Source organism: Cardiobacterium valvarum, assembly GCF_900460955.1.
Lineage (GTDB): Bacteria > Pseudomonadota > Gammaproteobacteria > Cardiobacteriales > Cardiobacteriaceae > Cardiobacterium > Cardiobacterium valvarum.
Genome location: NZ_UFUW01000001.1, coordinates 2390522 through 2413632, shown reverse-complemented (window position 1 = coordinate 2413632; position 23111 = coordinate 2390522). Strand labels below are relative to the sequence as shown.

The 23111-nt window shown below is 59.1% G+C and carries 18 protein-coding genes, 2 tRNA genes and 7 pseudogenes; 11 read left to right on the top strand and 16 right to left on the bottom strand.

The window, feature by feature from the left end; genetic code table 11:
• The first annotated feature begins 4 nt into the window (after positions 1-4).
• Both DY250_RS11705 and nqrM read left to right on the top strand, forming a co-directional pair.
• Positions 5-1045: an FAD:protein FMN transferase gene (locus DY250_RS11705; protein ID WP_115612438.1), complete on the top strand. Its 1041-nt coding sequence runs from the start codon at positions 5-7 to the stop codon at positions 1043-1045.
• A complete protein-coding gene (gene nqrM, locus DY250_RS11700) occupies positions 1042-1251 on the top strand; it encodes a (Na+)-NQR maturation NqrM (protein ID WP_115612437.1) in 210 nt (69 codons plus the stop codon). Before DY250_RS11705 ends, nqrM begins: the two co-directional genes overlap by 4 nt.
• Before the next feature lie 75 nt (positions 1252-1326).
• On the opposite strand, the pseudogene DY250_RS11695 reads toward nqrM, so the two are convergent.
• Positions 1327-1638 (bottom strand): annotated as a pseudogene (locus tag DY250_RS11695) (transposase); the annotation flags it as partial.
• A gap of 315 nt (positions 1639-1953) precedes the next feature.
• Here DY250_RS11695 and DY250_RS11690 point away from each other — a divergent pair.
• Positions 1954-2232: pseudogene (locus DY250_RS11690) on the top strand (transposase); the annotation flags it as partial.
• A gap of 1 nt (position 2233) precedes the next feature.
• Here the strand turns inward: DY250_RS11690 and DY250_RS11685 are convergent.
• Positions 2234-2710, bottom strand: a pseudogene (locus tag DY250_RS11685) (IS630 family transposase); the annotation flags it as partial.
• A gap of 8 nt (positions 2711-2718) precedes the next feature.
• A complete protein-coding gene (locus tag DY250_RS11680) occupies positions 2719-3069 on the bottom strand; it encodes an IS630 transposase-related protein (protein ID WP_172542185.1) in 351 nt (116 codons plus the stop codon).
• Between the two features lie 36 nt (positions 3070-3105).
• On the opposite strand from DY250_RS11680, the pseudogene DY250_RS11675 reads away from it, so the two are divergent.
• From DY250_RS11675 to DY250_RS11665, 3 genes and pseudogenes are all read left to right on the top strand, one after another.
• A pseudogene (locus DY250_RS11675) lies at positions 3106-3590 on the top strand (IS5 family transposase); the annotation flags it as partial.
• A 119-nt stretch (positions 3591-3709) separates the two neighbouring features.
• A tRNA-Thr gene (locus DY250_RS11670) sits at positions 3710-3785 on the top strand.
• Between the two features lie 19 nt (positions 3786-3804).
• Positions 3805-3891, top strand: a tRNA-Leu gene (locus tag DY250_RS11665).
• A 17-nt stretch (positions 3892-3908) separates the two neighbouring features.
• On the opposite strand, the pseudogene DY250_RS14650 reads toward DY250_RS11665, so the two are convergent.
• The 3 genes and pseudogenes from DY250_RS14650 to DY250_RS11650 form a co-directional block, all read right to left on the bottom strand.
• Positions 3909-4389 (bottom strand): annotated as a pseudogene (locus DY250_RS14650) (IS5 family transposase); the annotation flags it as partial.
• 28 nt (positions 4390-4417) lie between these two features.
• Positions 4418-5213, bottom strand: a protein-coding gene (locus DY250_RS11655; protein WP_115611511.1) for an IS5 family transposase whose coding sequence is annotated in 2 segments (ribosomal slippage) — positions 4418-4846 and positions 4848-5213 — 795 coding nt in all. Because the reading frame shifts where the segments join, the coding sequence is not laid out codon by codon here.
• A 41-nt stretch (positions 5214-5254) separates the two neighbouring features.
• Positions 5255-5368: pseudogene (locus DY250_RS11650) on the bottom strand (IS5/IS1182 family transposase); the annotation flags it as partial.
• Between the two features lie 106 nt (positions 5369-5474).
• On the opposite strand from DY250_RS11650, the gene DY250_RS14090 reads away from it, so the two are divergent.
• Together DY250_RS14090 and DY250_RS11645 are read left to right on the top strand one after the other, a co-directional pair.
• Positions 5475-5648 carry a hypothetical protein gene (locus tag DY250_RS14090; RefSeq protein ID WP_172542357.1) on the top strand — a complete coding sequence of 58 codons (174 nt, stop codon included), beginning with the start codon at positions 5475-5477 and terminating at the stop codon, positions 5646-5648.
• 68 nt (positions 5649-5716) lie between these two features.
• Entirely contained in the window at positions 5717-6214 is a 498-nt protein-coding gene (locus DY250_RS11645) for a glycine zipper 2TM domain-containing protein (RefSeq protein ID WP_115612434.1), read from the top strand.
• Positions 6215-6541: 327 nt separating this feature from the next.
• On the opposite strand, the gene DY250_RS11640 is transcribed toward DY250_RS11645, so the two are convergent.
• The 10 genes and pseudogenes from DY250_RS11640 to DY250_RS11590 form a co-directional block, all read right to left on the bottom strand.
• Positions 6542-7813 (bottom strand): ATP-binding protein, encoded by a 1272-nt coding sequence (locus tag DY250_RS11640; protein ID WP_245951122.1) that lies wholly within the window; start codon positions 7811-7813, stop codon positions 6542-6544.
• Between the two features lie 1185 nt (positions 7814-8998).
• Entirely contained in the window at positions 8999-10216 is a 1218-nt protein-coding gene (csx2, locus tag DY250_RS11630; RefSeq protein WP_115612432.1) for a TIGR02221 family CRISPR-associated protein, read from the bottom strand.
• A gap of 125 nt (positions 10217-10341) precedes the next feature.
• On the bottom strand, positions 10342-11130 hold the full coding sequence (gene csx16 / locus DY250_RS14645; RefSeq protein ID WP_245951121.1) for a CRISPR-associated protein Csx16: 789 nt from the start codon (positions 11128-11130) through the stop codon (positions 10342-10344).
• The gene (cas6, locus tag DY250_RS11620; RefSeq protein WP_115612431.1) at positions 11127-12065 is read right to left on the bottom strand and encodes a CRISPR system precrRNA processing endoribonuclease RAMP protein Cas6; all 939 of its coding nucleotides are present in this window, start codon (positions 12063-12065) and stop codon (positions 11127-11129) included. The genes csx16 and cas6 overlap by 4 nt, the downstream gene beginning before the upstream one ends.
• 314 nt (positions 12066-12379) lie before the next feature.
• Entirely contained in the window at positions 12380-14011 is a 1632-nt protein-coding gene (locus DY250_RS11615) for an RAMP superfamily CRISPR-associated protein (RefSeq protein WP_115612430.1), read from the bottom strand.
• On the bottom strand, positions 14008-14961 hold the full coding sequence (csm4, locus tag DY250_RS11610; protein WP_115612429.1) for a type III-A CRISPR-associated RAMP protein Csm4: 954 nt from the start codon (positions 14959-14961) through the stop codon (positions 14008-14010). Before csm4 ends, DY250_RS11615 begins: the two co-directional genes overlap by 4 nt.
• A gap of 1 nt (position 14962) precedes the next feature.
• On the bottom strand, positions 14963-15670 hold the full coding sequence (csm3, locus tag DY250_RS11605; RefSeq protein WP_115612428.1) for a type III-A CRISPR-associated RAMP protein Csm3: 708 nt from the start codon (positions 15668-15670) through the stop codon (positions 14963-14965).
• An 11-nt stretch (positions 15671-15681) separates the two neighbouring features.
• Positions 15682-16110, bottom strand: a complete 429-nt coding sequence (gene csm2, locus DY250_RS11600; RefSeq protein WP_115612427.1) for a type III-A CRISPR-associated protein Csm2 — start codon at positions 16108-16110, stop codon at positions 15682-15684.
• Positions 16111-16113: 3 nt separating this feature from the next.
• The gene (cas10, locus tag DY250_RS11595; protein ID WP_115612426.1) at positions 16114-18657 is read right to left on the bottom strand and encodes a type III-A CRISPR-associated protein Cas10/Csm1; all 2544 of its coding nucleotides are present in this window, start codon (positions 18655-18657) and stop codon (positions 16114-16116) included.
• Between the two features lie 358 nt (positions 18658-19015).
• A pseudogene (locus DY250_RS11590) lies at positions 19016-20143 on the bottom strand (DEAD/DEAH box helicase); the annotation flags it as partial.
• Positions 20144-20543: 400 nt separating this feature from the next.
• Here DY250_RS11590 and DY250_RS11585 point away from each other — a divergent pair.
• Genes DY250_RS11585 through DY250_RS11575 form a run of 3 tightly spaced genes read left to right on the top strand, consistent with a single transcriptional unit; the run spans position 20544 to position 23085 of the window.
• Positions 20544-21527, top strand: coding sequence for an ABC transporter substrate-binding protein (locus DY250_RS11585; RefSeq protein WP_115612424.1), 984 nt, complete (start codon positions 20544-20546; stop codon positions 21525-21527).
• The gene (locus DY250_RS11580; protein ID WP_115612423.1) at positions 21527-22291 is read left to right on the top strand and encodes an ABC transporter ATP-binding protein; all 765 of its coding nucleotides are present in this window, start codon (positions 21527-21529) and stop codon (positions 22289-22291) included. Before DY250_RS11585 ends, DY250_RS11580 begins: the two co-directional genes overlap by 1 nt.
• Positions 22288-23085 (top strand): ABC transporter permease, encoded by a 798-nt coding sequence (locus DY250_RS11575; protein ID WP_115612422.1) that lies wholly within the window; start codon positions 22288-22290, stop codon positions 23083-23085. Before DY250_RS11580 ends, DY250_RS11575 begins: the two co-directional genes overlap by 4 nt.
• The last annotated feature ends 26 nt before the right edge of the window (positions 23086-23111 follow it).

Sequence of the window (23111 nt, the reverse complement as noted above, 5' to 3'; positions counted from 1 at the left end):
TCGCATGAGCACAACAAAACAAGCGCTGTTGCTACTGGCAACAGCGTTTTTCCTTATGGCCTGTGGCGAAAGCCGCGCACAAAACGTGAGTCGCCTTTCAGGCGAGACTATGGGCACCTTTTGGAACGTGAGCATCGCGGCCGAGCTTGACGATGCCACCAAAAATACCCTCAAACAGCGTATTGATAGCGAGCTCGAAGCGGTGAATGACAGCATGTCTACCTACCGCGACACTTCCGAACTGATGCGCATCAACCACAGCCGCGATACCAGCCCGCAAGCTGTGAGCGACGGCCTGCGTCGCGTCCTCGCCAAAGCGCTGGAAATCAGCAAAGAGAGCGAAGGCGTGTATGACATTACCGTCGGGCCACTGGTCAACCTATGGGGATTTGGCCCCGAAAAGCGGCAAGATAAGCCTAGCGACGCGGAAATTGCTGCTGCCCTACAACACGTCGGCTACCACAAACTGCAACTCAGCGCAGAGGGACTCAGCAAAAGCGACCCGGAAACCTTCATAGATCTCTCATCCATTGCCAAAGGCTACGGTGTGGACGTCGTTGCCGAAACCATCAATGCAGCGGGATACCCCAATTACCTCGTTGAAATCGGCGGTGAAATTCGCAGCAAGGGTGACAAATACGGCGCACCGTGGCGCGTCGGTATAGAGCGGCCGGAAGTCGGGTTAGTCAGTGGCGCGGCCGTGACCAATATCATCGCGATGAACGACCACCTGCCTGCCATGGCGACCTCCGGCAACTACCGCAACTACACCGAAAAAGGCGGTGAAATGGCCTACCACATCATTGATCCGAAAGACGGCAAATCGCATAGCTCGCGACTCCTGTCCGCGACCGTCCTCGCGGGCGATTGTATGACGGCAGACGCCTACGCCACCACCCTGATGCTGCTCGGCGACAAAAAAGCGCTAGCCTTTGCTGATGCACACAACCTCGCAGCTGAACTCATCCTTGCCGGTAACGGAACACCCTATATTCTTCAGAGAAGCAAAGCCTTCACCCAAGCCATACAGGAGGAACAACCATGAGCACCTTTATCGTCGCCTTCATCATCCTCATGCTCGTCGGTGCGGGCATGGCCATCGGCGTCATTTTTGGCCGCCAGCCCATCAAAGGCAGTTGCGGCGGACTGGGCGCCGTCGGCGTTAAGCGCGCCTGCGGCTGTAAAGACGTCTGCGAAAACAAAGCACCGCCGGAGACGGACACGGCAAAAGTTGAGCATTACCGACCCTGAATCTGGCCAACATCACCCCACTCACGGACGCCGCAAGGCGTCCATTTTTTTGCATCAGGCTTGCTTAGAACATGTTCATAGTCTTCGTAGCAGGACTCCCAAGAAAGCCAAAACCACCATTTGCAGACTGGTACTCAGCTTACGCTCGCAGTTTTTCCAAAGCTGTCTGTTCTTTTCCAGCCAGGAAAAACTGCGCCCTACCATCCACCGCTTCGGCAATACCTTAAACTGGTGCAATTCGTTGCGTTTGGCAATTCCTACCTCCGCACCAGTCAATTCCTGCACCGACAACGCAAATGCTCCGCCTGTGTAGCCACCGTTGGCAAGGAATTTTTGTACCGCACCAAGATTATTCCGCTCACGTTCCAATGCCATCAGGCAGCCTTTTCCCATGGCTGCAGAGATTATAAACACGTTCTTAGAACGTGTTCATAATCTCCACCTCTGCTATAAACTATAGTTAAATAGCAAAAAAACAGTAACCATCAAAATCATGACCTATCCAGCTCATATCCGAAAAAAAATCCGGTGGTGACCTGAAATGTTTGCTGCTTAGAATTCGAGCAGATTTGACAGATTCTCCCAACAGTGAAAACAAAGGAAATTCTCCTTCATATTTATCTGCCTGCACTATTGACAGATTTGCCGAGCATACTTTTTAGGGTCTGTTGACAAGTAATATCCAAGCCATATCATATGATTATGAAAGAAAGATTAATACTGACCGATGCCCAATGGGCAAGAATTGATCCCCTGTGTACAGGCAAGGCTAACGATCGCGGACCAACCGCCGATAACCGCATGTTTATAGAAGCCGTGTTGTGGATAACCCGCACCGGCAGCCCGTGGCGGGATTTACCCAAGGAATTTGGCAAATGGAACAGCGTATTTCAGCGTTATCGCCGCTGGGGCAAAGCAGGGCGCTTTACCAGAATCTTTGAGGAAATCAGCGGTGAGGCGGATATGGAATATAGTCGAATTGCTAATAAAGAGTAACGAGAGTAAAGAACCAAAACAGCAGGGCATTCACATCAGCCAACCGCCATTGTTTCCTCAACCGTTTGATCCATGCCCATGTCTTCTCTATCGGGTTGAAATCCGGGCTATAGGGCGGAAGCCACAGCACCGTATGTCCCTCAGCCTGCAATGCATCCAGCGTGTCCTGCCGCTTGTGGAAGGAGGCGTTGTCCATCACGATCACACTGCAGGCGGGCAGCTCCGGTAGCAGTATTTCTGTCGCCCATGTATGAAAAACATCGCTGTCTATGCTGCAATCAAAGGCAGTGAAAGCAAATGGCACAGTGCCACACAGGGCGCCTATAACGTTGGTTTGTGCCTTGCTCCATCCGGATACCCCTGCGCATTTTTGCCCGCGTGGTGCATAACCGTAAGGACGGGAGATGTCTTTTCTGAAGCCGCTTTCATCGATATAAACAAAGGGATGCAGGCGTTCTTCGTAGACACTTTTTACTTCGAGGAATTCACGGCGTTTTTCTTCGTCTGCCTTGCGGTGGCGGAAGTCTTTTTTTTAACGGTGAAGCGATAGCGTTTGAGCGCCTTGCAGATGCCGTTTTGCGAGCAGCCCAGACGTGCAGCCCTTTCCCATTGATAGTCATCAGGGTGCTCGGCCACGTCTTGCCGGATGACTTCTTCTGTAAGAAGGCGAGGCGTAGAACGGCGGCTGCCTTTGGGTTGTGGCTGTTTCTTCCAGGTAGCAAGGGTGTTGGGGCTGATGCGGTGTCTGGCTGCCACTTCGCGATAGGTGCTATCTTCGAGTTCTGCAAGGATTTTTTTACGGATATGGGCTGGATAGGTCATAATTTTGATGGTTACTGTTTTTTTGCTATTTAACTATATGCCATGATTGATGGCAGCATTGTCAAAGTCCACCTCCACGGTCAGGGGGCAAAAGGGGGACCCTGAATCAGGCCATAGGTAAATCCAAAGGCGGTATGACGACCAAAATACTGGCTTTGGTGGATGCCTTGGGAAATCTGGTGGGATTCCGCCTACTACCCGGGCAACGTCATGACATTTGCGGGGTTGAACCTTTGATTAGGGACAGGGAATGTGGGGCATTGCTGGCGGATAAGGCGTTTGATGCGGATTGGCTGGTTAAGGATTTGACAGAGCGCGGCAGTAAAGTGGTTATCCCGCCGCGCAGTAACCGTAAGGCAGCGCGCGAGTATGACAAGGAGATGTATAAGTGGCGGCATCTGGTTGAAAATTTCTTCTGTAAATTGAAAAAGTTCGAGGAAGTTGCCATGCGGGCGGAAAAGACGGATACATCCTTTTCCGCCAATATTTATCTGGCTGCTACCGTTATCGCCTTGCGATAATGTCAACAGCCCCTAGAACACCACCCGAGTTTTTACGTATAATGGCGCTGGAACAAAAAACTTGCTTTGTAGTGAAAGAATATTATAAAGTGCACATCACATTACTGCACACTATAGCAGCCGGAGTAGCTCAGTTGGTAGAGCGCCTCACTTGTAATGAGGATGTCGCGGGTTCAACTCCTGTCTCCGGCTCCAGAAATTAAAGTTACTGAATGCCCAGATGGCGGAATTGGTAGACGCGCTAGGTTCAGGTCCTAGTGGGAGCAATCCCTTGGAGGTTCGAGTCCTCTTCTGGGCACCATTATTCTTAGAACGTGTTCATAGTTTTCGTAGCAGGACTCCCAAGAAAGCCAAAACTACCATTTGCAGACTGGTACTCAACTTACGCTCACAGTTTTTTCAAAGCCGCCTGTTCTTTTCCAACTAGGAAAAACTGCGCTCTACTACCCATCGCTGCGGCAATACCGTAAAACGGTGCAATTCGTTTCGTTTGGCAATCTCTACCTCCGCACCCATCAACCCCTGTACCGACGAAGCAAATGCCTTACCTGTGTAACCACCGTCAGCAAGGACTTTTTGTACCGCGCCAAAGATTATCCCGCTCACGTTCCAAGGTTAGCAGGCAGCCTTTCCTATCCGTAACATCCGCCGTCGTTACCGCAAGGGTATGCGGCAAACCCTGCGTGTCAACCGCTATATGCCGCTTGATACCGCTCACTTTCTTGTTGGCATCGTAGCTTTTTTCCATGGCGGTATCCGTGTTCTTCACACTCTGCGCATCAATAATCAGGAAAGTGGTTGCTTCATTAGACCTCTTGCGAAAATATTCATCCCATCGCATTAACCAGTCCTGCAATCAGATTTGCCCTTAACCCGAACCGTTTCCGCCTGTTGCGGTAAGGCAGCGACAATATTTTGAATATCTTCAGTTTCCTGTTGATGTGCTCGACGACGGTTCTGAGTTTGCCTAACAGCCTGTTCGCCTCTTTATCCTGTTTGTTCAGCGGATGATGTTTGGATTTCTTTTTTGGGGTCTGCAATCCGGTTTTAGCTAATCCTTGGTAACCCTTATCCGCAATGACTATTTTGTAGGGATAAAGCTCTGTAAGGTGCCTCTTGGCTAAACGCATGTCATGCTGAGCACCCATCCCCGTCCGGATGCTGATGATTTTTTCAGTTTCTCTGCCGTATATGACCTGGATTTTAACCGTGTGCCGCTTTTTCTTGCCGCTGTAATACTGCCGCTGTTTTTTTGGGACGTTCAATTGGGCTTTCGGTCACGTCAATGATGACCGTTTGATCGCCCGGATTCTTGTGTTTTGGCAGGGAAAAGCGTTTGCAACGGATGAGGGCGTCCTCGGTTTTACGGATGGTACGGCAGACATTACTTTCGGAAAGGCCGTAGATGGCGGCCAATTCGAGTTGGGTATGGTAATGACGCAGATAGCTTAGGGTAAGCAGCAGTTGGTCTGCCAAGCTGAGCGTATGCGGCCTGCCTGACTTGATCTTCCGGCTTTCTGCTTCTGTGGTAACTTGCAGCATCTCGTGAAAAAGGACGGGCGTTACACCTGTGAGCCGTTTGAATTCGCTATTGCTTCTTTGGATGAGGTTTTCGTATTTCATTTGGGAATTGTAAATCTTCAGGATACTTTCGCAAGAGGTCTATCGTACAAATCCACTTTGCGCGGTGCTGTGCGTTTACGGGCACTTTCCAAAAGAGGCAGAAGGGGGGCAAATTGTGTGCGACTGATATCGCTTGGGTAGGCTTTTCTGTTCATACCGATAGTTTACAGCAGAGACTATGAACACGTTCTAAGGGCTACAGCGATTTTTAACACCTTTTTTGTCCATTACACCTGAACTCTCGCGTCTCGCGCTGAAGTCGTGCGTGATTACCTTGCCCGTGGCGGTATCGCGGCGAACCGCATTTGCAGCGCCGGCCTGGGTAGCGCACACCCGCCCGGTAACTATCGCGACAGCATGGGCAAAGAGGCGCTGATTGCCTGCTTGCAACCCGATCGTCGCGTGGAAATTACGGTCGGTGCGGCGGGTGAATAAGCGGTATGCTGCCAGCGCAGCAAAAGGCGTAGGATAACGATGACTTCCCCAACCATAGAGAATTGACTATGAATAACAAATACACCTTCCTTGCCGCCATCCTCGCTCTTGCACTTAGCGGCTGCGGTATCAGCCACGGAGACCGCCTGAACTACGGCAATGTTAATGCCATCCAGCGCAACGTCACTACCGAAGCACAAATCCGCGCCATGTTCGGCGAACCGGTTTCCGTACAAATCAACCAGAAACTGGGCGTCAAAAAACTGGTCTATGCCTACCGCAACGATGACAGCATCAAGAAAGGGGCGGCGGGCATTGGCGGTGCCATCCTCGGTGGCGTGCTCGGACACCAGATCGGTGGCGGCAGCGGTCAGGCGATTGCTACCGGCGTTGGTGCTGCTGCCGGCGGGCTGCTTGGTGACAACGCTGTGACCGCGCGCCAGGAATCGCAAATGCTGGAAGTGGAAATCTCGCTCGCCACAGGTCGCGTCAGCGACTACAACTACACCGAACAAAAAGGGCGCACGCAGAGCTGGGGCATCAGCGGTGGCGTTGCTCCCTTGTAGAATCTCCGCCGCGCATTGCGGTCGCCAAATCCTCCCCCAGCGGGAGGGTTTTTTTATGGCTGCGTCCTGCGGACATGACAAAACCCGGTATTGACACCGCTGGGTAGTGCAAATATCGGCCCGTCAAGCGGCGTAAACACTGGACCCGTCAAGCGGCGTAAACACTGGACCCGTCAAGCGGCGTAAACACTGGACCCGTCAAGCGGCGTAAACACTGGGCTCGTCATCAAGCAGCATAAATACTGGACCCGTCAAGCGACGTAAATGCTGCTCTCGCGGCAAGCGGGATGGATACGGGCTTCTTGGCGCGTGAGGTTGCGGCGAGGTTTAGCGCGCTGTGAACCGGATTTCCACGCGCAGGCCGTTCTTGCTGTGGTGGGCGTCGTGCAGGCTGAGCTGAGCGCCGTGTTTGTCGCAGAGGCTTTTCACGATGGCGAGGCCCAGTCCCGTGCCGTCGCTGCTGTTTTCCAGGCGGCGGTAGAAGGGGTCAAGGACGCGTTCGCGTTCGGCGACAGGGATGCCGTCGCCGTTGTCTTCGACGCTGAGGGTGGTGGTGCGCCCGTTTACCGCGATACCGAGGTCTATGCGCTGTCCGCCGTGGCGGATGGCGTTATCGGCGAGGTTTTTGATGAGGGTGTAGAGCTCGGTCGCCGGTAGTGGCAGTTCGGCGTCCGTGCTGTCGCTGATGCCGAGGTCGCAATCTGCCGCTTCCGCCAGTGGCAGCAGGGTTTCCACCACTTGCCGGTACACCGCTTGCACATGGCAACTGGCCGGGGAGTCGTCCCGATGCTGGCTGCGTGCGAGGGTGAGCAGTTGTTCGAGCAGGGCGCTGCTGCGGCGGATGCCGTTGCGCAGCGGTTCGAGTTCGCGCCGGGCGGCGTCGTTATCCATCTGCGCGGCGAGGCGTTCCGCTTGCAGGGTCAGCGCGGTCATCGGCGTGCGCAGTTCGTGCGCGGCGTCGGCGATGAAGCGTTGTTCGCGTTTGAGGGCGGCGTCGATTCGCGTCAGCAGGTGGTTGATGGCATGGATGAAGCCGCTGATTTCGCTGGGGATATGCGCGTCGGCCAGCGGCGAGAGGTCGCGTTCGTCACGCGCGGCGAGCTGGTGCGAAAGGCGGCGCACCGGGCGCAAGGCGCGGTGCACGGTGATGAGGCTGACCACGATAAGCAGCGGCACGAGCAGGAGCAGCGGCGTGATGACGTGCCGCGCACCAGCATAGGCGGCCTGATCACGGTAGGTGCTGTCCTGGATGAAGGCGAGGCGGTAGCCGTCCGGATAGGTGTGGATATAGGCGCGGTAGCGCTCGCCGCGCCGGCCGATGTCGTGGAAGCCGTCGGCGGGATTCTGGCGGAAGAAATGGCCGTAGCGGCCAAAGGGCGAGACGGGCTGGATATCGATGTGGTTGCTGTCGTCGCCGTCGTAGAGCGGCAGCGGGTTGTAAGGATCGATCAGGGCGGCGGTCTGGCTGAGGAGGCTGTCCTGCTCGTCGTGCGTTTCATCCAGGATGGTGTAGAAGGCGGCCACCCCGGCACCGATGGCGACAAGGATGATGGCGACGGTGAGGGCGAGGGCGAGACGCAGGCGGAGGGAAGGGGGCATGGCTATATCCGGTGGACGACGGGAAGGCGACGATACCGATATGGCAGGCGGAATGCCATGCCCCGGCGGACCCGGTAACGACGTCGCTTGACGGGGCAGTATTTGCGCCGCTTGACGGGCATCCATCCTTGAAGCTCGCACAAAAAAAGCCCCTCCACCTGTGGCCGCGCCCCACAAAACGCGAGCGTTTTTGTGGGTACCCGGCGGAGGGGTTGGGGTGGGGGCAGCAGAAAAATAATCACGCAGCGACAAAATCCAGTAACCACACCGCTTGGCGAGCCCAGCATTTACGCCGCTTGGCGGGGACAGTATTTGCGCCGCTTGGCTAGCCCAGCATTTACGCCGCTTGGCGGGGACAGTATTTGCGCCGCTTGGCTAACCCAGCATTTACGCCGCTTGGCGGGGACAGTATTTGCGCCGCTTGGCTAGCCCAGCATTTACGCCGCTTGGCGGGGACAGTATTTGCGCCGCTTGGCTAGCCCAGCATTTACGCCGCTTGGCGGGGACAGTATTTGCGCCGCTTGGCTAGCCCAGCATTTACGCCGCTTGGCGGGGACAGTATTTGCGCCGCTTGGCTAGCCCAGCATTTACGCCGCTTGGCGGGGACAGTATTTGCGCCGCTTGGCTAGCCCAGCATTTACGCCGCTTGACGAACCCAGTAATGACGCCGCTTGGCGGGGACAGTATTTGCGCCGTTTAACGAACCCAGTAATGACGCCGCTTGGCGGCATTTGGCATGGCACAACAGCACAACGGCAGGAAAACGACGCTGGGCATAACGTCTAATCCCTTTGGTTCAGGGACGTTTTTTATTCTGATATAGGGCAGGTGTTTGTGCAGGTGTTTGTGTGGCTTGCGCAAGTCTTAATCCCTTTGGTTCAGGGACGTTTTTTATTCGGATACAATTGTGAAAATATACACTGTGAGAATTGGTCTTAATCCCTTTGGTTCAGGGACGTTTTTTATTCTGACGCGAAAACAGGAGAGAACATGACGAACGTGTCTTAATCCCTTTGTTTCAGGGTCTGCCGATTGTTAGAGATCAGTTTTCCGTCATTCTAGGGCGGTTCTTCTGCAAATGCCATGTCATGTTTTCTGTGTTTTTGCCGTATTTGCGCGCTTCGCGCCTGCAATCCCGCCGGGGCGGTTTTCCGGCGGCGGGCGGGTATCGCAAGGGGCGGCGGCTCAGAGGGTCAGGGTTTTGAGTTTGTCGAGGCAGTCGGCCAGTTCGCGGCGGAGTTTGTCTTCGTTATTCAGGGTGGCGGTGATGTATTCATTGCCTCTTTCGCCATGCGTGAGCGCGTTGCGGATTTGTCGCAGTTTTTCGTATTTGTCGTAGAGGGTGTGGCTGTGCCGGCTGCCGCTTTTGGCGTCGCGCCAGTCGGCTTTGCGGCTTTGGATGTAGCGCAGCACGGCGTTTTTGCGTGTTTCGTAGTCGTCGTTGTGCTGGAGGTGGTTGTCATCCAGGATGCGTTCAAAGATGGCTTCGTAGCCGTAGAGGGCGGCGCGCAGGTAGTCGCCATTGTGCAGCGCCTGTGTGGCGAGGTGGAAGCGGTGTTCCCAGTCGCGCTGTTTGGGGTCGAGTTTGAGGCGTTCGTGCAGGGTTGGCTGGATGAGGCCGAGCAGCGGGGTCGGGGGTTCTTTTTTCAGGGCGGCGAGGAATTGCCGGATTTTCTCGCGGTACTGGCGCAGGTTGTGAGTTTGTTCGGCGAAGGAGGCCTGGGCGAGCAGGCGGGTGGTGGCGTCGCTGATGCCGATGGTGTTGAGGATGGGAACAAGGGCGGCGCTGTTGCCGCTGTAATCGTAGGCGGCGAGGGCGTTTTGCCAGGCGCTGATGTGTTGCAGGCCGTCCATGCGCAGAACGGGCGTGGCATCGTCGCGGGTGAGGTCGAGTGCGCCGTAGTGGATGCCTTCGATGCTGGTGCAGCGCAAAGTGGGCAGGAGGTTGGCGATTTGCTGGATGAGCATCGGCAGGTGGCGCAGGCCGTGGGTCACATCAAGAATGGCGCGGTCGCCTTTTGCGTAGTAGTGGAGGATGTGGTTGATGGTGGCGATTTGTTCGGCCTCGCTGCGGCCATAGGGGATGAGGTCGCAGGTGACGGGTTTGCCGAGCTTGTCGCTTGCCGCCTGCGCGAGCGGGGCGAGAAGGGCAGGGGTGACGCTATCCTGTTCGGCGGCTTCGAGCAGGGCAAGGTCGGCATCAATGCCGAGCTGCTGGGCGAGGTTGTCCCACATGCTGCCGCTGGTGCCGAGGATGATGAGGTGATCACTTTGCAGGTGTTGGTCGAGGGCAAGGCCAAAGTAGGAGGTGCGATAGGTTTGGTCATCCAGTAGGTAGTTGGCTTCGCGGTAGTCACCGCCTTTTTGCGCTTTGCCGAGGAGGGTGATGAGTTTGCGGGTCATGGGTGCTCCGGTTGGTTGGGTTATACCAATTCCAGAAATCAAGCTGACAAGGCGGCGAGCCGAAGACAGTACAGATAGTACGGCGAGGCGAGCCAACACAGTCAGATTATTTTCTGGGATTGGTATTAGAGGGCTTCGATGTGGTAACGGCGCAGGCTGCAGCTCATCGCCGCCATGTCGGCGGCGCTGTATTCGCTGCCACGCTGCGCCGCTTCTTGCGGCAGTTGCAGGAAGTAGTAGCGCGCGCCTCTGGCGCAGACGGCGGCGGCAATGTGGATGGGCAGGGTGCCGAGGACGGTGTCGCCATTTTGGATGACGGTAGGGTCGTCGAGGTGGGTGAGGTAGTGGTCAATGTGCCATTCGCTCTGGCTTTTGATCCAGTCGATGGCGCCCTGGTGGCGCGAGATGAACCAGGTGCTGCCGCTGTTGGTCGCTGGGGGTAAGGGGGTGAATTTGCCGAGTTCGTCGCGGGTGTCGATGTAAATGGTCAGCTGGTTGCTATCGCCGCTGCGTGCGGCGACGATGGCATCGAGGAATGCCGGCTCGCTCAGGTAGGGGATGTTGTAGTAGCCGCAACAGCGGTCGCTGAGGATGCCTTTGATTTCCTGGCGGCTGCACAGGTAGCGCGGGATGGCGATGTGGTATGCGGGGGTGGTGGTGTCGTTGCGCAAGCGCAGGGTGAGGTCGATGTTTTCGGCGTCGAGCCGCTTTTGGTTGCGCTGGTTGAAGTAGTTCTTGCTTGTGAAGAAGAGGGTGAAAGGCAGCAGGCAGAAGTTGATGAAGTTCAGGACGATTTCGAGGAAGCCGAGGTTGTTGCGATAGGTATTCGGGTATCGCTGCGCCAGGAAGAGCAGGAGGATGAAGAGCAGGGATAGGGTGAGGATGATGATGAGTTCATGCTTCGGTTTTTTCATGGGTGCTCCGTGAGGGTGTAGCGGCCGAGGCCGAAGGTGGTGTTTTTGCCGAGGTGCAGCCACTGGCCGATGTGCAGGGCGCGGGCGTGTTCGGGGGCAAGATCACCGAGGTGCCAGTCGCCGATGGCACCGCCGAGGTGCATGCTTTGTTGCTGGCGGTTGGAGTAGCGCTGCCAGTCGTACCAGTGCAGGGCGGGGCGTGAGCGGACGGTAGCGGCGTGGGCTTTGAGCGCGGCGTAATCGGCCTGCGGGGTGATGCCGAGGTGGATTTGGCAGATGAGGCTGAGGCGGCGCAGGGCCTGACTGAGCAGGGTCTGGGCGCTGAGGTGGTCTACGCCGAGGGCGAGGCCGTTTTTTTGCAGGCGCAGCGGGGTGAGGATGTGCAGGGTGAGGTCGTGCGGGTGGTTTTCCGGCAGGGTGAGGTGGTTGTCGTGCGGGGTGATGCGGCCATCAGCGTAGATGTTTTCCCAGCCGTCTGCCCGCTCGATGGCGATGTCGGTGAGTTCGCCCTGGCCGTGCGCGATGCCGTCGCGGTTTTTGAAGGCTTGTTGCCAGGCGTAGCTGATCAGCGGCAGGTGGTGGCGGGCGTCGCCGATGAGGACGAGGCCGAAGCGGTAGGTGCTGCCGGCGGGGTATTCGCAGCGTTCGCCGTATGCTTCTGGTTCGATGATGTAGGGCGGCGGGATGGTGGCGGGGTTGGCCAGGCCGATGTCGGGGCGCGGCGCGGGTTCGAAGATGTGGGTGTAGGGGCTGTTTTGCAGGAGCAGGGCGGAGGGTGCATGGCCGCGTGGCACGCAGGCACGGCGCAGGGCGTGTCCGAAGGCACCGCGCAGGGCGGAGCCGGGGTAGGCGGGGGCGCGCATGGCACGGGTGAGGGTGAAGGTGTAGCGGTAGCGGGCGATGGCGAGGGAGGCGGGAAGGTTGAGGATGGTCATGGGGTGTTGGTATGGGTGGGGTCGTCTGGCCCGTCAAGCGGCGCGGTTACCGGGTTCGCCAAGCGACGTGGTTGCTGGGTTCGTCCTGCGGACGAATGCCCTCACCCCTACCCCTCTCCCGCAAGCGGGCGAGGGGTTTTTCTTTGTTTTTTCGGCTGTTTTTTCAACGGTTGAGATGGGTAGATATTTATGGTCAAGCGGGATAAGCGCGGGGTTTTCATCCCGCCTTCCTCCCTTGGGGGATCCCGTTTCCCCGCAAGCGGGCGAGGGGTTTTTGTTGTGCAAATGGGCGTTTTGGCGGGGGGCTTTGTTTTTCATGCTTCACCGCGCAGTTGGCGCAGCAGCGGGTTAAGTACTTCTTTTTGCCGCTTGTCGCTGATGAGGCTGCGTTTTTTCAGCGGCAGAGCGGCGATGTCGTCGGCCAGTTTGCGGCGGGCGGCGGCGTCAGCGGCGGGGTTTTCCAGCACGTCTTGTATGCCGGCGAGGATTTTGTCGATGAACTGTATGGCGGCGCTATCGCCTGCGCCGTTGTTTTTGATGGTCGGCAGTTCTTCTTGCCAGGCGTGCAGTTTTTGTTCCCACGGCGGCAGGGCGGCAAGGCGGGCAGCCTCGGCCTGTTCGGCGGCGGCTTGTGCGGCGACTGCGGCAGCGCGGGCTGCGTTTGCGGCCTGGGCGGCAGCACTGCGTTCGTGTTGTTCTGCCTGGACGGCGGCGAGTTGTTGTTGCAGGTCGGCAGCGGCTTTGAGGTGTGCGCTGTTGTTGTCGCACCAGTTTTTAAGGGCGGGGTTGGTGTCGCCCGCGTCAATTTCGATAAGCACCCAGCCGAAGGGCAGCAGGTCGCGTGTGCTTTTGTCGTCGTCAGCGGCGAGCCATACGGTTTTGGTTTGTGCTTCGAAGGTCGGTTTTTGGCCTTTGCCCGCCATGATTTTGATTTGGGCGTAGCCGTTGATGGTTTTACTTTCGGCACCGCCGTTTTTGCCGAGGCGCAGCAGGATGTGGCTGCCGGCGTCCAGCGCGGGTTTGAGTTGGTCGATGAGTTGTTGGGTGCTTTTCAGCCAGGCGGGGTCCACGAGGCCGCGTTCGCTGAGCAGGGTGGCTTCCCGCGCGAAGCGGCGCAGGTGGTAGGTGTTCGCGTCGCGGGCGAGGGCGGCGAGGTCGAGGCTGTGCGCAGCGGGCAGTTTTTTGGCGGCGTCTTTGAGGTGCGGTTTGTGGGAGAGGTCGAGGTGTTGCAGGGTGATGTCGCCGTGGAAGGCGCGGTATTGGCCGTGCTGGATGGTTTCGCGGCGGCCGGTCGGGCCGTTACCGCGTTCCCGGCCTTTGACGATGCGTTTTTTGTGGTTGGTGGCGTATTGGATGTGGGTGGCAATGGGGACGGTGGCGCCCAGGTCGGCGGGTTTGAGCAGGCGCAGCAGGTCGGTGGCAAAGCTGCCAAGCAGTTCGTTTTCGTAATGTGTCGCCTGTTTGGCGGTGGGTTTGTTGCCGCGATAGTCGGCGCTGAGTTGTTCCAGCAGGGCGGTGCGCAGGCTGCCTTTGAGGGCGCTGCCGGGGATGTAGGGTTGGTGGTTGTGCGGGTTGGTTGCGGTGCGTTCGATTTGGAAGCGGTTATGGACGTTTTTGCCTTTGCTCTCGCGCTGGACGATTTCGCCGTAGTTTTTTTGGTATTCGGCGGCGATGCCTTTGCTGACGCTGCTCGCGTGTGTCGCGGCGGCGATGTAGGGCTTGGGGTTGTTGCGGAAGTAGCGCTGGATGTGTTGCAGGTCGCCGCTTTGGGCGGCCGCGTGCAGTTCCCGCTCTTCGTCGGGATTGAGGATGGCGCGGGCGGGATCGAAGGTGTAGAGGACGTCGCCATCAATGAGATAGTTGGTGGGTTCGTAGTCTTCGCCTGTGCCGAGGTGCAGCGGGGAGAGGGGGGTGAGGTGCAGAGTGTGGCGGGTAAGCGGCTTCATGGGGCTCTCCTTGGCGTGAGGCGGGTGGGGTCGAACTCGATGGCGATGATGGGGGCGTAACCTTGATGCACGGTGGCGGGCAGGCTGGCCGAGATGCCGCCGATGCCCTGGCCGAGGTAGGGTTGCCCAGGCCGGGCGCTGATGACGGCGGCGGTCTGCGCCATGAGGATGGGGCTTTTGTAGGGGTTGCCAGCGGTCGCCTGAATGTTGCCGTGGCGGCCAAAGCGGGTCACGGTTTGGTAGTAGCTGTGCGCGCTGTCGTAGCCGAGACCTTGCGGGCAGCAGGGGGCGAGGGTCAGGCAGGCGTTGCCGCTGCGTGCGAACAGGCCGGCGGGTTCGGGTTCCAGGGCGTCTGTTTGGTATTTGCCGAGGCCGATGCTGGCGTCGCGTCCGTAGCCACTCGCGCCGATGTTGTTGAGCACGGTTTCCAGTTGGGCGTGGTTGAGGCGGTTTTCATCAAGCAGGAGGTAGGCCTGCCAGCGGCTGTCTGTGGCGTACCAGGTTTGTTCGCTGTTGTAGGGGGCAAAGCCGCCGCCCTCGCCGGTGGTGCCGGTCGCGCGGTTGATGCTGTTGTGCGGCTGGCTGTGGGCGCGGAGGAGATCGGGGGCGATGTCGGCGCTGGTTTTGGCGTGCTGTTGCCATTCGTGCAGCGGGCGGTCAAGGGCGTCTTGTGGCAGCCACTGGCGTTTTTTGAGTTTTTTGCGGTCTTGTTCGTCGCCAGCCTGCCAGTAGCGCGAGGGCAGGGTGGGCAGGGGCAGGTAGCCGGCAGGAAAGGCGTCGCTGATGATGAGGAACGGTCTGCCTGCGGTGTAGTCGCACAGGCAGGCGGCGAGGGTGTCGTGTCCGTATTGTTCGGCGATGCCCCAGCAGATATGGCCGAACCAGGTGTCGCCGACGAGCGGGGTGCCGAAGGCAGTCTGCGGGCGGATGGCGAGGCGGTAGGCTTGCATGTCAGGTACCGAAGGGTTGGATGGCGGCATAGTCGGCGACGGGCTGGCCGTCGATTTGCAGGTTTTCGAAGCGGATTTTGCCGTAGCCGCGCGAGCCTGAGCCGCCGAGGCTGTCCCATTCGAGCAGTTTGAGGCCTTGCAACAGGGTGTGGCGCAGGCTGTCGTCGTCGCCGTCGTAGGTTTTCAGGCTGAGGCGGAAGGTGAAGCGGGCGCCGGCGGGGACGCGTTCGGTCTGGCGCGGGTGTTCGGCGGTGCCGCTGATGCGGTTGATGCGGTTCTCGCTTTTGGCTTCGGTGTAGGGGCGGTCGTTGTCACGCTGTGCCTGGGCGTAGGCGGTGTCAAGCGGGCAGTCCCAGAAGGCGAGGCGGGTGTGGCCGATGGTTTTCTGGAATTCGGGATCGGCGGTGTCACCGCTGATGCCGAAGAGTTGCAGGATGTGTTTGACGGCTTCTTGTTGTGCGCCGCTCGCGTCTTCGTATTCTTTTTTGCCGAGCGGGTTTTCCCGGACGCGGCCGCTTTTCCATTCGAGCAGGCTGCGGATTTTGCCTTTGAGGCTGCTGCCGGGGATGTAGGGTTCGCCGCTGACGGGGTGTTTGATGACGGCGTTATCGATGCCGCCGATGTGGATTTCGCTGTCGCCCGCGCCGATGTGCAGGCCGGTTTCGAGGACAAGGTCGGCGGTGATGTGGTGGATGTGTTTGAGTTGCATGGTGGGGCTCCTTATTTGCTTTCCTGGGCTTTGCGGAAGCCGAGCATGGCTTCGTAGAAGAGTTTGGCGTGATGCAGGGTTTCGGCGCTGTCGATTTGATCGAGCAGGCGGTTGAAGATGGCGATGAAGTTGTCATCAACATGGCTGCGGCCTTTGGCGTAGGCGGCTTTGGCTTTCAGCATGTGGATGTAGGGCGCGGATTTTTGGTATTCGGCGTTTCTGTCGGCGGCACGATGGATTTTGTCGTCCCACATGGCCAGTTCGTCGTAGTACTTGCGCAGTTGGGTGGATTTGTTGGCGTCGCGGTTTTTGATGATTTCTTTGCCTTTGCGCGGGTCAAAGGTCGCTTTGGGGGTGATGTAGTCCGCCGCCTGTTCGGCGATGTCCGAGTAGATTTTGGGGTTGAGCGGTTGTTTGAGGCTGATGGTGTTGAGGTCCATGGGTTATTGCTCCCGTTGTTGGTAGAAATGGTTGTAGAGGGGGATGCGAATGGTGCCGTGCAGTGCCTGGATGTAGCCGGCAAGGTCGCCGCTGAGTTGCTGGTAGGCGTTGTCTTTGGCGGTGATGTGTTTTTGCTCGTTAACGTAGCGCCGTGTGCGGTAGTAGAGGCGGCTACGCCAGATGCTGGCGTTGATGTCGCCCGCCGCTTCGGCAACGGCAAGTTCGGTGTAGTGCAGCAGGTCGTAGAGGTAGGCGGTGCTCAAGCGGTATTGCCGCTCTAGTTCGCTGATGCGGGCGGCGGTTTTTTCGAGCTGCGACCAGTCGCCCCAGGAGACGGTTTCGCCGTAGAGGTTGAGGGCGTTTTTCGCTGTTTTATCCCGCAGTTGGTGCGCCTTGGCTTTTTCCAGTGCTTCTTCGGCGTAGGCGGAGAGTTTCGGCAGCGGCAGGCCGGGTTTGCTGATGGCGATGCCGGCGCTGAAGGTGATGTCGGGGTTTGCCGCGACGTATTCGCGGAAATGGGCGCGCATGTCGGCGGCGAGGTGCTGGATTTGCTGCCACGGGCCGATGAGGAAGAAATCGTCGCCACCGGCGAAGACGGTGTAGCTGTTCGGGTATTTGGCGGCGCAGTAAGCGGGCAGCCACAGGCTGAAGAACTGGTTCATCTGCCGCGAGAGGGCGGCCATTTTGGCGAAGGTCGGCGTGCTCAGGCCGCGTTCGAAGATTTTGCCGAGGTTGTCCACGTCGCCTTTGAGGGTGGCGAGGGCGATTTTGCCGCAGTAGTGGCCATTTTCGTCGGGATGGCGTTCTTCGCAGGCGAGGTGGTTGAAGGTTTTGACTTGTCCCGTTGGTCTGTCGTTTCGTTCTTCTTCGGGTAATGGCTGGTATTTCTCTTTGTCGTCATTCTCGCTGAAGCGCGGGACGTAGGCGTTGATGGCGCGGCGGGCGTAGCCGTGCCAGATGCTGTCGTCCGTGAGGCGGGGCAGGCTGTAATCCCAGCAGCGCAGGAGTTGGCCGCGTCGGGCGATGTCGCCGAATTTGCCGCTGATGTCTTCGTCAGCAGTGAAGGCGATGTGGTAGCCGAAGATGGGCAGTTCGAGTGTGGTGGTGTTTCCATCATCGTGTACTGCTGCCGCCGGGGTGAGGATGAGCAGGCGTTCTTTACGCGCCAGCTCTGCGCCGATGGTGATTTGATCGGCGCTCAGTGCGGCGGGTTTTGGAGCGTCTTTGCTGCCGCGCGCGGGCAGGTGGCGATCGTAAGGGCAAGTGCCAGCGGGATAGGCGGCGGGCAGGGCAGTCGGCGCGCTGCCCATGAGGGCGAAGCGTTGCAGTTTGGCGCTTTCGAGTTCGGCGAAGGTGTCGTCGATGAGCTGGCGGAAGCGGTCTTTGGCGGTGAAGTCGCGGCAGCTGGCAGCGTGGGTGGCGATGCCGAGGGCGACGCGGCCATAGCAGTGTTCGAGCAGCCACTGGTTAATGTCGGCTTTGACGCGCGCGAGGGCGTCGTGCATGGCCGGGGTGTTCGGGGCGACGATCATGAATTTGCCGGCGGCGTTCAGGATTTGCGCGGTTGGCGGCAGTTCGCAGGTATCCAGCACGCGCAGCGCCGCCAGTTCGGCAAAGAGCGAGACCTGGAAGGAGCGGCCGCGCAAGAGTTTGGCGGCTTTTTTGTTGGTTTCTCGGCCAGCGGCGAAGATGAAGGACTGGATGCCGAAGAAGTCGCCCTGGATGAGCAGGATTTTTTCTTCGTCCCAGTCGCTTTGGCTGCGCAGGCGGGCGATGGCGGCGTCATCGGTTTGGCCGTTGGCGTCGTGCCACAGCCACAGGGCAGTGGCGAGGGCAGCGGTGCTTTTGCTGTGGTCGTAAAGGGAGACTTCAGGTTTGCTGCCAAAAGCGGTCGCGGCAGGGATGGCATGGGTGCAGCTTTGCCACAGGGTGTCGAAGTGGTCGAGCCAGAGCGGCCAGTTGCTGCGGTGCACTGCGGGGATGTGTTGCAGGCCGTGCTGGAATTGTTGCCACAGCGCGCGGTATTCGGCTTGTGCGGCGGCGTTGTCGGCAGGTTCGCCGTTTTCGCGTTTTTCGGGGTAGATGCTGTGCGGATTGAGCGGGCGCAGCGGGTAACGGTAGTGCAGTTGGTCGCGGGTTTTGTCTTTGGGGTTGTCGCCGAGGTTGATTTGCTCGAACAGGGTCAGTAGGCGGTAGTGGTGCGACGCGCCATCTTGGGCGAAGATGTCACCCGCAAAGCCGGCGGCGACGCGGTCAGCGGTGGCGATGATCCCTTGCAGGAAGGTGTCCGGGTGGTGCTGTGTCGCCGTGCGCAAGGCAAAAGGGGCAAGTTCGTCGCGCACAAGGTCGGGCAGGTGCTGCTTGAGGGTGTCCCAAGCGAGAGTGGTGTGGTCGTTAGGCGGGGCTTCGGGATGGTTAATGCGGTGGCCGTCGTGTGGGTGGGTGTGGGGGGCATCGTCCGTGGCTTCCATGCGGGCGCGCTCGGCGAGCTCACCGAGGTTGTGCAGAAAGGCGGCAAAGGCGACGCGGCAGGCGACGTTTTTCATGGCTTTTCCTTGGCTGTCGGGGTCGGTGCCAGTGTAGCAGTGTGAATTTGTTGTGGCTATGGCGGCGTTTCTGTGGATTGTTGTGCTTTTTCAGCAAGGGGCTCGGTGCGCGGGCATAAAAAAGCGGCATCCGGAGATGCCGCTGTCGCTTGGTGTGAGCTTAGGTCGAGGCGTGCTGTTTGCGGAAGTTTTTGCCGCCGTCTTTGCGTGCGGCGAAGGGCTTTCCGCCTTTATGGGCAAAGGGTTTGCCGCCTTTTTTGCCGCCCCAGCTTTTTTTGTCGTCAAATTTTTTGCCGTAGCCTTTGCTCGGGTTGCCACGGAATTTTTTTGACGGTTTGGTTTTAGGTTTGCTGGTGATTTTCGGCTCCATGCCTTCGATGCGGTGTTCGTCGATTTTGCGTTCGAGGTAGCGGGTGATGGCCGAAAGCTGGCTGCGGTCGGCAAGACTGCACAGGTTGATGGCTACCCCGCTGCGTCCGGCGCGGCCACTGCGGCCGATGCGGTGCACGTAGTCTTCAACCTGGCGCGGCAGGTCGTAGTTGATGACGTGGCTGATGGCGGGGATGTCGATGCCGCGCGCGGCGACGTCGGTCGCGACCAGGATGTCGCATTTGCCTTTGCGCAGGTCTTCAACGATGCGGTTGCGCTTGACCTGCGGCAGGTCGCCATGCAGGAAGCGGGCGCGGTGGCCGTTGTCACGCAGGCTGTCGGCGATTTCTTCGCTGCTGCGTTTGGTGGCGGCGAAGATGATGGTTTGCCCCATGTCCGGATCGGCAACGAGGTGTTCAAGGATGCGGTTTTTGTGGCCCTGGTCGTCGCAGAAGTACACTTTTTCTTCGATGTGCGCGCTTTCGACTTTGATGCTGATGCGCTCCGGTTCGCGGGTGTAGCGCGCGGCGATTTTGCCGACGGCGCCGTCCCAGGTGGCGGAGCTCATGATGGTTTGGCGGTTTTCCGGCAGGGCATCGATGATGGCACCCAGGTCATCGGCGAAGCCCATGTCGAGCATGCGGTCGGCTTCGTCAAGGACGAGCATGTCGAGTGCCGAGGTGTCAATGCGCTCGTCGCGCAGGTGGTCAAGCAGGCGGCCGGGGGTGGCGACGATGATTTGCACGCCTTTTTTCAGGGCGCGGATTTGTCCGCCATAGGGCGCGCCGCCGACCAGCGGCACGGAGAAGAGCCATTTCAGCTCACGCCCGTATTTGCGCACTTGATCCTGTACTTGCAGGGCGAGTTCGCGGGTCGGGGTGAGGATGAGGGCGCGCGGTCTTTTGCCGCGTTGTTCGCTGGTTATCAGGCGGGTGAGGATGGGCAGGACGAAGGCGGCGGTTTTGCCGCTGCCGGTTTGCGCCGAGAGTTGCAGGTCGCGCCTGGCGATGGCAAGCGGGATGGCTTGTGCCTGGATGGGCGTCGGGGTGGTGTAGCCGCTGGCGGCGATGGCGTTAAGCAGGGCTTCGGGGAGGTTGAGGTCGGTAAAGGTTTGCATGTTGTTTCCGATGGGTTGTGGCAAACCGTGACGACCGCAACGCCGGATGGGATACGAAGATTGATGGTTTGCCGTGAAGTGATTTCAATATCATCGGCAACAATCAGGTGAAGCCTCGTGCTCCGGATCGCGGGCGATGTCGTCAAAAGGGCGCGCATTGTACGCTTGTGCGGGGGCTTGTCAAAAGGAATCCCCCGCTCTATACAACGGGCAGGAGAAGTTTTTTGTCAAATTTTCAGTTTGGATACGCGTCAAGCGGCGTAGTTGCCGGGCCCGTCAAGCGGTGTTAATACTCGCCATCCGCCGTCCTTGCCGCTCTCTTACTGCTGTGTTACAAAGCGGTTCTGTTTTTCTGTCCGCGCCGCCGCGTGGTTTTGTTTTCTGTTTGCAGGAGAGGATTATGTTGATGTTGCGCCGGAGTTTTTTGGCAGTGGCCGCGGCGTTGTGTGCGCTGACGGCGGGTGCGGAGAATGCGAAGGTGAAGGTCGGTTTTATCGCCCTGCCGTCACATGCGCCGAATTTTCTCGCCAAGGAACGCGGCTTTTATGCCGGGGAAGGGCTGGATGCGGAGTTGGTGCCGTTCCAGGCGGCGCAGGCCATGGCGGTCGCAATTGCTTCCGGCGATATTGATTTCGGCGTGACGGCAGTGTCCGGCGGTCTGCTGAATTTGGCCGCGCGCGGCGATTCGGTGCGGATTTTCGGCGGCGCGCTGACGGAAGCGAAGGACACGCCGGGGCATGTGCTGCTCGCCAGCAAGGCGGCGTTTGATGCCGGTTTGAAGTCGCCCAAGGATTTGGACGGCAAGCGTTTTGCCATCACCACCCAAGGGTCGTCGTTTGCGTATATGGGTGCGCAGATTGCCAGGCAGGAAGGTATCGCCATCAAGCCGATGGCGCTGAATACGATGCCGGCGATTGCCGCCGCGTTGCAGGCGGGCAAGGTGGATGCCACTGTCGCCCAGCCTGCGTTTGCTGCCGACTGGGTGGCGCAGGGTGCGGCGGTGGAGATTGGCCGCGTCGCCGATTTTCTGCCGGATTATCAAGTGACGGTGCTGTTTACTTCGGCGAAGCGCGCGCAGGATAACCCGCAGTCGCTTGCTGCTTTCCGGCGCGGTTTTGCCAAGGGGGCGGCGCTTTATAACGCGGCGCTGGTTGATAAGTCGCTCTCTGAGACGGAAGTGGCGGCGGTGGTCGCCGATGTGCACCGTTATGTGTTTGTCGATAAGCCCGAAGCGGAGGCGGCCAGGCTGATTCAGGCGGGGGCGATGCGCGTCTCGCCGGATGCGGCGCTGAACCGTGCCGATGTGCTCAAACAGGTGCAGTGGTTCAAGGACGAGAAGCTGGTGCCGGATGCGCTGGATGGTAACGCGCTGCTGGTGGACTGATGCGTCTGCTGGTCGATGATGTGTCGCACCGTTATCACGGGCGGCTGGTGTTGCAGGATGTGTCGTTTGCGATTGAGGCGGGCGAGATTGTCTGCATTATCGGCCCGCCCGGCTGCGGGAAATCGACACTGCTGCGTTTTCTGGGTGGACTGGAAGCGCCGGATGCGGGCGTGGTGTGGCTGGAAGGTGAACCGCCTGCCGCGTCGCTCAACCCGCTGACGTTTGTTTTTCAGGATTTTGCCCTGCTGCCGTGGCGCACGGTGGCGGAGAATGTGGAGCTGGTGCTGGCGCATCATCCGCTCTCGAAAGCGGAGCGGCGCGAGCGGGTGCGCGATGTGCTGGCGCGCACGCAGCTCAGTGAGTTTGCCCATGCCTGGATTCGTCAGCTTTCCGGCGGGATGCGGCAGCGGGTGGCGATTGCGCGTGCGCTGGCGGTCAATCCGGCGGTGATGCTGCTCGATGAACCGCTCTCGGCGCTGGATAGTCAGACGAAGGATTTGTTGCTCGATGATTTTGTCCGCCTGTGGCTGGCCGCGCCGTTTTCGGCGGCGTATGTGACGCACAACCTGCGCGAGGCGGTGCGGCTGGGACACAAGGTGGTGGTACTGTCGCGCCGCCCCGGGCGGGTGCGCGAGGTGGTCTCGCTGGATATGCCGCTGGATGCGCGCGATGAGCGGGATCCTGTGTTGCTGGATGTGGAAGGGCGCTTGTGGGCGTTGATGCGCGATGAGGTTCGCGCCGCCGAGCGGGAGTTGGAAGCATGAATACGGTGAATCGGATTGCGGTGCCGCTGCGCACCCGCGTGTTTGGCGGCAAGGCGCCGCGCTGGCAGGGCTGGCTGGTGTTTGCCGTGTTGCTGGTGGTTTGGGAGGCGGCGGTGCGTCTCGGCTGGATCAGCCGCGCTTTTATCGCGTCGCCCTCGGAAATTGTGGTGCAGCTCAAACAGTTGCTCGTTTCCGGGCTGTTGTGGGAACACTTGTGGGCGAGTGTGCGCCGTCTCGCTATCGGCTGGGGGCTGGGCACGCTACTTGGTATCGTCATCGGGCTGTTAATCGGTTTGTGGCGGGTTGCGCGTGGCATGTTGCTGCCGCTGGTCTCGGCGCTGTTCCCCGTGCCGAAGATTGCGCTGCTGCCGCTCTTTCTGGTGTGGTTCGGCATCGACGAGGGCTCGAAGGTGGCGACAATTCTGATTGGCACATTGTTCCCGACGGTGATTGCGACGTATGCGGCGGTCAATAATGTGGATCGCGGCCTGATTCGCATGGGGCAATCGTTTGGGCTGCCGCAGGCGGCGGTCATCCGCAGTATCATTCTGCCCGGCGCGATGCCGGGGATTTTTGCCGGCTTCCGCATTTCGGTGTCGATTGCCATCACCATGCTGGTGGTCGCCGAGATGATGAGTGCGGAAAGCGGCATCGGCGCGTATATCGCGAATGCCGGCGCGCTTTATCAGATGGATCAGCTGCTGGCGGGGGTCACGCTGCTCGCCCTCTTGGGCATCGTGCTGTCGTGGCTGCTGGGGGTGATTGAGCGGCGGGTGTTGCGCTGGCGGGAATGAAGGCTGTGATTATCCCGCTTGGCGGG

Bases quoted from the DNA above. Each gene is read 5' to 3' on its own strand.
- DY250_RS11705 (WP_115612438.1), top strand. From the start codon at position 5: ATGAGCACAACAAAACAAGCGCTGTTGCTACTGGCAACAGCGTTTTTC.
- nqrM (WP_115612437.1), top strand. From the start codon at position 1,042: ATGAGCACCTTTATCGTCGCCTTCATCATCCTCATGCTCGTCGGTGCG.
- DY250_RS11680 (WP_172542185.1), bottom strand. From the start codon at position 3,069: ATGACCTATCCAGCCCATATCCGTAAAAAAATCCTTGCAGAACTCGAA.
- DY250_RS11645 (WP_115612434.1), top strand. From the start codon at position 5,717: ATGAATAACAAATACACCTTCCTTGCCGCCATCCTCGCTCTTGCACTT.
- DY250_RS11640 (WP_245951122.1), bottom strand. From the start codon at position 7,813: ATGCCCCCTTCCCTCCGCCTGCGTCTCGCCCTCGCCCTCACCGTCGCC.
- csx2 (WP_115612432.1), bottom strand. From the start codon at position 10,216: ATGACCCGCAAACTCATCACCCTCCTCGGCAAAGCGCAAAAAGGCGGT.
- csx16 (WP_245951121.1), bottom strand. From the start codon at position 11,130: ATGAAAAAACCGAAGCATGAACTCATCATCATCCTCACCCTATCCCTG.
- cas6 (WP_115612431.1), bottom strand. From the start codon at position 12,065: ATGACCATCCTCAACCTTCCCGCCTCCCTCGCCATCGCCCGCTACCGC.
- DY250_RS11615 (WP_115612430.1), bottom strand. From the start codon at position 14,011: ATGAAGCCGCTTACCCGCCACACTCTGCACCTCACCCCCCTCTCCCCG.
- csm4 (WP_115612429.1), bottom strand. From the start codon at position 14,961: ATGCAAGCCTACCGCCTCGCCATCCGCCCGCAGACTGCCTTCGGCACC.
- csm3 (WP_115612428.1), bottom strand. From the start codon at position 15,670: ATGCAACTCAAACACATCCACCACATCACCGCCGACCTTGTCCTCGAA.
- csm2 (WP_115612427.1), bottom strand. From the start codon at position 16,110: ATGGACCTCAACACCATCAGCCTCAAACAACCGCTCAACCCCAAAATC.
- cas10 (WP_115612426.1), bottom strand. From the start codon at position 18,657: ATGAAAAACGTCGCCTGCCGCGTCGCCTTTGCCGCCTTTCTGCACAAC.
- DY250_RS11585 (WP_115612424.1), top strand. From the start codon at position 20,544: ATGTTGATGTTGCGCCGGAGTTTTTTGGCAGTGGCCGCGGCGTTGTGT.
- DY250_RS11580 (WP_115612423.1), top strand. From the start codon at position 21,527: ATGCGTCTGCTGGTCGATGATGTGTCGCACCGTTATCACGGGCGGCTG.
- DY250_RS11575 (WP_115612422.1), top strand. From the start codon at position 22,288: ATGAATACGGTGAATCGGATTGCGGTGCCGCTGCGCACCCGCGTGTTT.